Origin of the sequence: Actinomyces sp. MRS3W, assembly GCF_032465695.1 — a bacterium.
Lineage (GTDB): Bacteria > Actinomycetota > Actinomycetes > Actinomycetales > Actinomycetaceae > Actinomyces.
In genome coordinates this window covers 1-9,354 of record NZ_JAWDJJ010000348.1, presented here as the reverse complement: position 1 = coordinate 9,354, position 9,354 = coordinate 1, and the positions used below count along the sequence as shown (strand labels likewise).

Below are 9,354 nucleotides of genomic sequence, written 5' to 3'. Positions count from 1 at the left end.
CTTCCCGGCATCCGCCGCCCGTGATACTCCCCTCACCCCACCCCTTGACAGGACAAAACGGGACACCCTAAAGTTCCTCACACGTCATTGCTGACGCGCGTTACCACATTTGCTGGCAGCGCCGCTTCACACCCCAAGACCAACCATGACGGTCGGCGAAGGAGCCACCATGAATACGAAGCAGAAACTTGGAGTCGGAGTGATCTCCCTGGGCTGGATGGGACGTCTGCACGCCCGCAGCTATCGCGCCCTGTCCGAGCGGTTCCCCGAGCTGGGAGTCGAGGCCCGCCTGGTGGCCGCCGCCGACCCGATCGAAGACGCCCGCCGGGACGCCGTCGAGAACCTCGGCTTCGAGCGGGCCTACTCCGACTACCGCGAGCTGCTGGCCGATCCGGACATCGACGTCGTCTCCATCGCCTCCCCCAACTATCTGCACGAGGAGATCGCCCTGGCCGCCATCCAAGCCGGCAAGCCCTTCTGGATTGAAAAGCCCATGGGCACCTCTGCCGAGCAGTCCCGCACCATTGCCCAGGCCGCCGAGGCCGCGGGCCTGGTCACCGGCGTCGGTTTCAACTACCGGCATGTGCCCGCGATCGAGTACATGCGCCAGCTCATCCGCTCCGGCGAGCTTGGCCGCATCACCAACGCCCGCGTCTGGTTCATCGCCGACTACAACTCCTCTCCCCGCAGCCCGCTCACCTGGCGCGCCTCCCGGGAGAAGGCCGGCGCCGGCGTCGTCCCCGACCTCATGAGCCACGGCGCCGACCTGGCGCAATACCTCATCGGTCGCATCGCCTCGGTGACCGCGCTGACGGATACCTTCATCACCGAGCGGCCCATCCCCACCAAGATGGGCATCGGCCACTCCGGCTTTGAGATTGGCGACGAGGTCGGCGAGGTGGAGAACGAGGACTATGTGGGCTTGCTGGCCCGCTTCGACGGCGGTGCGGTAGCCACGATGGAGTCCTCCCGCGTGAGCGTGGGTCCGCGCGCCGAATACGTGGTGGAGGTCTACGGCACCGAGGGGTCGGTGCGGTGGAACTTCGAGCGGCTCAACGAGCTTGAGGTCTGCCTCGGCGTCGACGGCGGCCCCACCCACGGTTACCGCCGCGCCATGGCGGGCCCCGCCTGGGGTGAGTGGCACCGCTACCAGCCCGCCATCGGCACCTCCATGGGCTTCGACGACCTCAAGTCTATTGAGGCCGCCCAGTTCGTCCGCTCCGTCCTGACCGGCCGGCAGCACGCACCGTCGGCCGCCGACGCCTGGTGCGCCGCCGAGGTCGACACCGCTATCGTCGCCTCCGCCGCCGACGGCCAGTGGCACGACGTCGCCCGCGTCGAGGGCCGCACCACGTTCGACGCCTGACCCGCCAGAGACCCAGACAGCCCTCAGCCCCAGGAGACTCCATGAGCAACACCGCTCCCCCAATGCTGCAGACCCTCACCACGTCTCAGATGCAGCAGGCCGTGGACGCCACCCCGCCGTCGGGAAAGCACCGCGGCATTGTCGCCGTCGCCGCCGTCGCCACCATCGGCTCGCTGCTGTTCGGCTATGACACCGGCGTCATCTCCGGCGCTCTGCCCTACATGTACATGCCCCACGCCGCCGACGGCCTGCAGCTGACCAGCCTCGAGGAGGGGGCCGTGGGCGGCACGCTGCTCATCGGCGCGGCCTTCGGCGCCCTGTTCGGCGGCCGTCTATCCGACCGTTACGGGCGCCGTCACAACATCACCATGCTGGCGGTGATCTTCCTCATCGGCGCGTTGGGCACCACCTTCTCCCCCAATGTGTGGGTCATGTACCCCTTCCGCTTCATCCTGGGCCTCGCCGTCGGAGGCGCCTCCGCCACCGTGCCCGTGTACCTGGCGGAGACCGCGCCCAAGCGCATTCGCGGTTCGATCGTGGCCATCGACCAGCTCATGATCGTCACCGGCCAGCTGCTCGCCTTCACCATGAACGCGATCATCTCCACCACGCAGGGCGGCCCACAGCTGACCATCACCGAGGATCCCTCGGGAACCTTCGCGCCGGGCACCTACGTCTACGACGACATCACCGCGCTTCAGGCCTCCCAGGGCGGCACGCTCTCCAACACCGACTACCACGCCTTCCTCGATCAACTGGTGATCTCCTCCGGCAATGGCATGACCTGGCGCTACATGCTGGTGCTGTGCTCGATCCCCGCCGTCGCCCTGTGGATCGGTATCCGGCTCATGCCCGAGTCCTCACGCTGGTACATCGCCAAGGAGCGCCTGTACGACGCCATTGGCGCCCTCAAACGCGTCCGTAACGAGGCCGTCGACGGCCCCATCACCGACGAGCTCATGGAGATGACTGAGTCGCGCCGCCACGAGCTGGCCGAGGCCGCACAGGCCAAGGGCCTGGGCTACGTGTGGTCCACCCCGTGGCTGCGCAAGCTCATGGGGGTCGGCATCTTCCTGGCCATCATCAACCAGACCACGGGCGTCAACACCATCATGTACTACGCCCCCAAGGTGCTGGAGTACGCCGGTATGTCCACCTCCTCCTCCATCACCGCGCAGGTGGCCAACGGCGTCATGAGCGTGGTCGGCTCCGCGATCGGCATCTGGCTCATCGGCCAGTTCCGCCGCCGTCAGATCCTCATCGCCGACGTGACCGGGGTGGGCATCTGCCTTCTCGGCATCGCCGCCACCTTCCAGTTCCTCATCGCCCCGCACATGGCCGATGGCACCACCCCACCCACCTGGGCCGCCTTCCTGGTGCTCGGGCTGATGGCCGTCTTCATGCTCATCGTCCAGTCCTCCAACGGCACCGTGGTGTGGACGATGATGGGCGAGATCTTCCCCGCGAACGTACGCGGCGTCATGAACGGCACCGCCATCTTCTGCATGTGGATCGCCAACGCAATCATCACCTGGACCTTCCCCACCATGATGGAGAAACTGGGCGGCGGGCTGACTTACACCTTCTACGGGGTGCTCAACCTCATCGTCGCCGTGGTCCTGTTCAAGATCATGCCCGAGACCCAGGGGCGTTCCCTGGAGCAGATCGAGCGGGATATGGAGGTGCGCTACTCCTGACCAGCTTCCCCGCCAGCATCCTGCCCCTGCCACCACGCACCCAATTATGTTCTTACAATAAGGTGCGCATCGGGCATAACCATACGTCGCTGCGCGACGCCACACCCCATCCTCACACCCCGTGAAGCACATCAAAGGAGATCATCATGAGCTTCCGTCTTGACCCCACCACCGCCATCACCGACCCGCACGGCATTACCTGGGGCATGCACCCCATCGCCTGGCGCAATGACGACATCCCGGAGGTCGGCGCCTTCAACACCCTAGAGGACATGCTCCTGGACCTGGCCGACTTGGGCTACCGCGGCACCGAGGTCGCCGGCTGGTACCCCACCAAGGAGGTCACCAAGGAGCGCGCCGACGCCCGCGGCATCCAGATCGTCGCCCAGTGGTTCTCCTCCTTCATCGTGCGCGACGGCGTGGACGCCGTCATCCCCGAGTTCACCGCCACATGCGAGTACCTGCGCTACCTGGGCGCCACCCGCATCGTCGTCTCGGAGCAAACCGGATCCGTCCAGGGCCAGCGCGACATCTGCATCTTCACCAACAAACCGGTCCTCACCGACGAGGAATGGCCGGTTCTGGCGGCGGGCCTGAACCGCCTGGGAGAGATCGCCAAGGAACATGGGCTCACGCTCGTCTACCACCACCACCTGGGCACGGTCGTGCAGACCAAGGAAGAGACCATCAAGCTCATGGAGCTCACCGACCCGGACAAGGTCAGCCTCCTGTTCGACACCGGCCACGCCTTCGTCGGCGACGGCGACGTCATGGGACTGCTCAAGGACACCATCGACCGCATCGCCCACGTCCACTTCAAGGACGTACGACCGGACAAGATGGAGGAGTCCAAGCGACTCGAGCGCTCCTTCCTCGACTCCTTCCTGGCGGGCATGTTCACCGTGCCCGGGGACGGCATGATCGACTTCACCGAGCCCTACAAGTTCCTCATCGACCACGGCTACCGCGACTGGATCCTGGTCGAGGCCGAGCAGGACCCGGCGATTGCCAACCCGCACGAGTACGGCGCCAAGGCCCGCAGCTACATCGAGTCCGCGCTCTTCACCCTCTGAGCCCTTCCACCAACGCGCCCGCCGGCCTTCGTCATGGAGATCGGCGGGCGCAACCATAGCTGTCACAATCCCTGATAAACGGGCCCGCAGCCGCGAACCGCGTTTCTCAGAGCGTTGGAATCATGCGGCCCCGCCGCACGGCCCCAGGCCGGCTGACGGCGTTCGTCAGGGATTGTGACACTCATCCGCTCCAGCAGCAGTGAGGCCCCGGGGTTGATCAACCCCGGGGCCTCACTGCTCGCCGCCAATGGCAGCAGGCGTCGGTGTTACAGGCTCATGTCCACCACGGCGCGACCCTGGATCTGCCGGTTGCGCAGGGCGTCGTAGCCGGCCCCCGCCTCCTCGAGCGAGAAACGGCGGGAGACAACGTCCTTGTAGTTGATGATCCCGCGGGCGGCCAGGTCGACGACGGCGGGCAGGTCCTGCCGCGTGCGAGCACCGTAGGAGCCGAGGATCTTCTGCGAACGACGCACCGTGCGGTTGATCTCGACCTCCGCCGTCTGCACGCCGGCACCCAGACCGATGGGAACCATGCGGCCGCCGTCGGCGAGCACATCCAGCGCGGTCTTCCACGTGGCGGGGATACCGAGCGCCTCGAAAGCGACGTCGACGCCCTTGCCGCCGGTGAGCTTGAGGACTTCCTCGCGAGCGTCCTGAGTGACGGAATTGACGACGGCGGTGGCGCCGTAGCCGGGCATGGGAGCGAGCTTGTCGTCGGAGACGTCGATGGCGATGACCTGGCTGGCGCCGAAGGCGCGGGCCACCTGGACGATGTTGGTGCCGACCCCGCCGGTGGCGACGACGGCGACGGTCTCCCCGAAGCGCAGGTCGGCGCCGCGGCGCACGGCCCCGTAACCGGTCATGGCGGCGCAGCCGAGGATGGCGCCCGGGATCAGATCGAGGGTGTCGGGGACCGGGGTCACGGAGGTGGACGGAATGACGGCGTACTCGGCCAGGCCGCCCATGGAGTACATGTAGATCGGGTCGCCCTCGAGGGTGGCCAGGCGGGTGGTGCCGTCGTAGAGCAGGCCCTTGAGGCGGTTGAGGTCGAAGAAGGGGCCGCACAGTTCGTCGTGGCCGGAGGCGCAGGCCTCGCACTGGCCGCAGGGCATGAGGAAGCCGCCGGCAACATTCTGGCCGACCTTGAGGCCGGTGTGCTCATTGCCGGGACCGACCTCCACGATGGTGCCGGTGACCTCGTGGCCGAGGACGGCCGGCATCGGGAAGGCGATGGCGCCGCCGATCACGTGCAGGTCGGAGTGGCACAGGCCGCAGGCTGCGACCTTAATGAGGACCTCTCCGGCCTTGGGGTGCGGGGTGCGGATGGTTTCGACCTCGAGGCCGACCTCGGGGTCGCGCAGCACCGCGGCGCGCATGGTGTCGGGGATGGTGGTGTTCTGGACTGCTTCGTTGCTCGTCATGGTGGGTGTCTCTCTCGAAGGGGACGCGACGATCGCGCCTGCGGCTCAAGGCCTACATGCAGCGTACCACACCGAAACAGGTTTTGTCCGGACAAAGTGTGCCTACGCGCCAGCACACTCTCTGAAGCCACATCCGCTCCACCCACTGCACCCACTCCCGCGAGTGCACCAGAACCCGCGGCCCACCGCGCACTGCGGCACCCGCGGTCCACGAACATTTATCCTGACAAATCTCTTGACTTCCAGATTCACGCGCGTGAACAATAGAGGCAGCACGGCTGCACGAGCATGCGGTGCATCGGAACGCCCGTCAGCGAAGACCGGCGCGAACAGAAGGATCAGTTTCCATGTCCCAGTCCCCTACAGAACTCACAAGGGCGGAGATCGACGATCTCGTCGCCAAGACGCCACCCTCGGGCAAGCGCCGTTCTGTCGGCTTCGTCGCCGTCGTCGCCACCCTCGGCTCGCTGCTCTTCGGCTATGACACCGGTGTCATCTCCGGCGCCCTGCCCTACATGTACCTGCCCCACGATGCCGGCGGCCTGCACCTGAACTCGGTGGAAGAGGGCCTGGTCGGCGGCACCCTGCTGCTGGGTTGCGCCTGCGGCGCTTTCTTCGGCGGGCGCCTGTCGGACAAGTACGGGCGCCGCCACAACATCCTGCTACTCGCCGCCGTCTTCTTCGTCGGCGCACTGGCCTGCACCTTCGCCCCCAATATCTGGGTGCTCTACCCCGCCCGCGTCGTGCTCGGATTCGCCGTCGGAGGCGCCTCCGCCACCGTGCCGGTCTACCTGGCAGAGACCGCCCCGAAGTCGATCCGCGGCACGCTGGTCGGCATCGACCAACTCATGATCGTCACCGGTCAGTTCCTCGCCTTCGCCCTCAACGCGCTCATCGCCAACATCACCGGCGGCCCCGAGGCCACCGTCGCCTCGGTGGCCAGCGGCACCGTGGCCACCGTCGACGGCGTGGAGACGGTGATCGAGGCCGGCCAGACCTACTCCTGGGATGTGCTCAAGACCCTGAGCTCCACCGCCAACCTCATCGTCTCCTCCGGTAATGGCAACACCTGGCGCTATATGCTCGTCATCTGCTCGATCCCCGCCATCGCCCTGTGGCTCGGCATGCGCATGATGCCGGAGTCCTCCCGCTGGTACGCCGCCAACCGCCGCTACGCGGAGGCGATCGCGGAGCTGCAGCGCGTGCGCAAGCCGAGCGACGACATCGCCGGTGAGATCGACGAAATGATCGAGATCAACCGCCGTGAGGCCGCCGAGGAGCACTGGAACCTGGGCCGAGTCTTCGCTACCCGGTGGACCCGCAAGCTTCTCATCATCGGGGTGCTCGTCGGAATCTTCAACCAGACCACCGGAGTCAACACCATGATGTACTACGCGCCCAAGGTCCTGCAGACGGCGGGCTTCGGCACCCAGGCCGCCATCACCCTCAACGTCCTCACCGGCGTCGCCTCCGTTATCGGCTCCGCCGTCGGACTGTGGTTCCTGGCCCGCTTCTCCCGGCGGCAGGTCCTCCTCGGGGGCACGATCGGCCTCACCGTCATGCTGTGGGTCATGACGGCCGTCTTCCTTTTCGGCATCAACCCCCACCTCGACGACGCCGGCAACGTCCTGGCCTCCATGCCCACCGCGGTGCCCTACCTCGTGATCGTGGTCATCATCGTCTACATGTTCTTCATGCAGTCCGGTAACGCCCCCGCCTCTTGGGTACTCATGTCCGAGCTGTTCCCAGCGAAGATGCGCGGGGCTGCCATGGGCTTCTCCGTGCTGTGCCTGTGGATCATGAACGCCATCATCACCTTCGTGTTCCCCAGCATGATGAGCAACCTGGGCCCGGTGATCACCTACCTCATCTTCGCCATCGTCAACGTCATCGCCGTGGTGTACATGTGGCGCAACGTTCCGGAGACGAAGTACTCCTCGCTGGAGGAGCTCGAGGAGAACTTCCAGGCCCGATACAACTGAGGTCATCCGGGCTAGCGCCGACAGCCAAGGATCGTCCTGACCGACGGCGTCCGGGGACGCACACCAGGCCGTTGCCCTACCGCCGTCAACCGACGCCATCCTGTACCGGCAGCATCGGATAGAGTCCCTCCCGTCCGCCCGCACGCGGACGGGAGGGAGCACGATGTCCGTCAATGGCCATGACGTCACCCAGTCCGACGTCGCCGCCGCGGCCGGGGTGTCACGCAGCCTCGTCTCCCTCGCCCTGAGCGGATCGCCGAAGGTCGCCGAGGAGACGCGCACACACATCATGCAGGTGGCCCACACGCTCGGCTACCGCATCAACGCCTCCGCATCCGCGCTGGCGCGCCAGCGCTCCACCACCATCGGGCTGGTCCTTCCCAATCTCCGCAACGCCTTCTTCGAGCAGGTCTCCCGCTCCCTCGACGACGCCGCAGCCCAACAGGGCCTCACCGTATTCGTCGCCGTCGGCGCGGAGAACCAGGAGCGACTAAGGCGCGCCATCGATTCCCTGCTGGGGGTGCGCGTACTCGGCATCGTCCTGGTTTCTCCGTGGCTGACCGACGCGCAGCTCGTCGCACTCGGCGAGGAGGCGCCCACGTGCCTCATCGGTCGGCGCCCGCCCGGCGGGCATGTGGACTCCGTCCACATCGACGAGGACCACGCCGCCCGGGTCATCGTCTCCCACCTGGCCTCCCGCGGCGTGGGCTCGCTGGGCTACGTCGCCCCCAGAGTCGTCGACGACGCCTCACGCCTCAACCGGGAGGAATCCCTGCGCCGGGCCGCGCACGCCGCCGGCATGACCCTGACCACGGAGGAGGCCGGCGACGACGACGCCGGCGCCGCCATCCGCCGCCTGCTCGGATCCGGCACACCGGGTATGGGGCTCGTTGCGCACAATGACATGCTCGCCATCGACGCGGTCGCGGTACTGCGCGAGCTGGGGCACGCCGGCACCGACCGTGTCCCATTGGTTTCCTACGACAACACCTACCTGGCTCGCCGCGCCGAGTTTGCGCTCACAAGCCTGGACCAGCCGGATCGGCGCATGGCCCACGAGGCCGTGAGGCTCGTCGTCGAGCGCGCCGCCGCCCTGGCCCGCAAACTGGACGCTCCGCCGGCGGCGCAGGATGTGCCCACGGAAGGGCATCTCGTCATCCGCTCCTCCTCGACCCTCTAGACGATCGATTCCAAGGGCAGGGGTCAGTGCGGGGCGGGTGCAGGCCGGGTGCAGGCCGGGGCAGCCGGCCAGTGCAGTGGCGTAGTCTCACCGAAACCGGCACTAATGACGTACCGAAACCGGCACTTGTCACGTACCGAGACCAGCCGAAGTGGCTGGCTGCCCTGGCCATACCAGGAAAGTGCGCCCGAGACTGGTGCGGCGACGTCGTTGACGCCCGGCATGCTCACCAGCAGAACCCCACCAGCGCCTGACGATTCGTCCTTTCCTGCGACGGTTCGGCACTTCGGCACAACGGTTCGGCATGCCCTGCGACGGTTCGGCACCCTAGCCGCCGAACCGTTGGCTGGCGGTGTCTGGTGGTGGTTGCACCGTTCCGGGTTTGAAGGAGTGGTTGGTTGTGGCACGTGGTGTGCGGGTTGCGGAGCGGGTGCGGTTGCGGGCCGTGGAGCTGGTTGAGCAGGGTCGGTCGGCTTCGTGGGTGGCCCGGGAGTTGGGTGTGGGCCGGTCGTCAGTGACTGACTGGGCCAGGGCGGCGGGTGTGGAGCTAGTGATGGGGGCCAGGGGCGGGAGTCTGCGGGCGTGGCAGGAGCGGCGGTGGGCGGTGCTTGAGGCCGCCGCGGCGGGTGTGGAGC

At 67.0% G+C, this 9,354-nt stretch carries 7 protein-coding genes; 6 read left to right on the top strand and 1 reads right to left on the bottom strand.

The window, feature by feature from the left end; translation table 11 throughout:
* Window positions 1–169: 169 nt before the first annotated feature.
* The 3 genes from RWX45_RS13065 (at window position 170) to iolE (ending at window position 4,136) form a co-directional block, all read left to right on the top strand.
* Complete coding sequence (locus tag RWX45_RS13065; RefSeq protein ID WP_316024152.1) at window positions 170–1,366, top strand: Gfo/Idh/MocA family oxidoreductase; 1,197 nt, start codon at window positions 170–172, stop codon at window positions 1,364–1,366.
* A gap of 41 nt (window positions 1,367–1,407) precedes the next feature.
* Window positions 1,408–3,063, top strand: a complete 1,656-nt coding sequence (locus RWX45_RS13060) for an MFS transporter (RefSeq protein WP_316024151.1) — start codon at window positions 1,408–1,410, stop codon at window positions 3,061–3,063.
* Window positions 3,064–3,209: 146 nt separating this feature from the next.
* Window positions 3,210–4,136, top strand: coding sequence for a myo-inosose-2 dehydratase (iolE, locus tag RWX45_RS13055; protein WP_316024150.1), 927 nt, complete (start codon window positions 3,210–3,212; stop codon window positions 4,134–4,136).
* Between the two features lie 266 nt (window positions 4,137–4,402).
* On the opposite strand, the gene RWX45_RS13050 is transcribed toward iolE, so the two are convergent.
* Window positions 4,403–5,557, bottom strand: a complete 1,155-nt coding sequence (locus RWX45_RS13050; RefSeq protein ID WP_316024149.1) for a zinc-binding dehydrogenase — start codon at window positions 5,555–5,557, stop codon at window positions 4,403–4,405.
* A gap of 347 nt (window positions 5,558–5,904) precedes the next feature.
* Here RWX45_RS13050 and RWX45_RS13045 point away from each other — a divergent pair, with 347 nt between their 5' ends.
* The 3 genes from RWX45_RS13045 to RWX45_RS13510 all read left to right on the top strand — a co-directional run.
* Window positions 5,905–7,539: an MFS transporter gene (locus RWX45_RS13045; protein ID WP_316024148.1), complete on the top strand. Its 1,635-nt coding sequence runs from the start codon at window positions 5,905–5,907 to the stop codon at window positions 7,537–7,539.
* 163 nt (window positions 7,540–7,702) lie between these two features.
* Complete coding sequence (locus RWX45_RS13040) at window positions 7,703–8,719, top strand: LacI family DNA-binding transcriptional regulator (protein ID WP_316024147.1); 1,017 nt, start codon at window positions 7,703–7,705, stop codon at window positions 8,717–8,719.
* 352 nt (window positions 8,720–9,071) lie between these two features.
* A partial coding sequence (locus RWX45_RS13510) for a helix-turn-helix domain-containing protein (RefSeq protein ID WP_410050724.1) occupies window positions 9,072–9,354 on the top strand: 283 nt, incomplete at its 3' end.

What these genes read in the sequence shown, in the direction of transcription:
- RWX45_RS13065 (WP_316024152.1), top strand. Translation starts at nt 170, where the DNA reads ATGAATACGAAGCAGAAACTTGGAGTCGGAGTGATCTCCCTGGGCTGG.
- RWX45_RS13060 (WP_316024151.1), top strand. Translation starts at nt 1,408, where the DNA reads ATGAGCAACACCGCTCCCCCAATGCTGCAGACCCTCACCACGTCTCAG.
- iolE (WP_316024150.1), top strand. Translation starts at nt 3,210, where the DNA reads ATGAGCTTCCGTCTTGACCCCACCACCGCCATCACCGACCCGCACGGC.
- RWX45_RS13050 (WP_316024149.1), bottom strand. Translation starts at nt 5,557, where the DNA reads ATGACGAGCAACGAAGCAGTCCAGAACACCACCATCCCCGACACCATG.
- RWX45_RS13045 (WP_316024148.1), top strand. Translation starts at nt 5,905, where the DNA reads ATGTCCCAGTCCCCTACAGAACTCACAAGGGCGGAGATCGACGATCTC.
- RWX45_RS13040 (WP_316024147.1), top strand. Translation starts at nt 7,703, where the DNA reads ATGTCCGTCAATGGCCATGACGTCACCCAGTCCGACGTCGCCGCCGCG.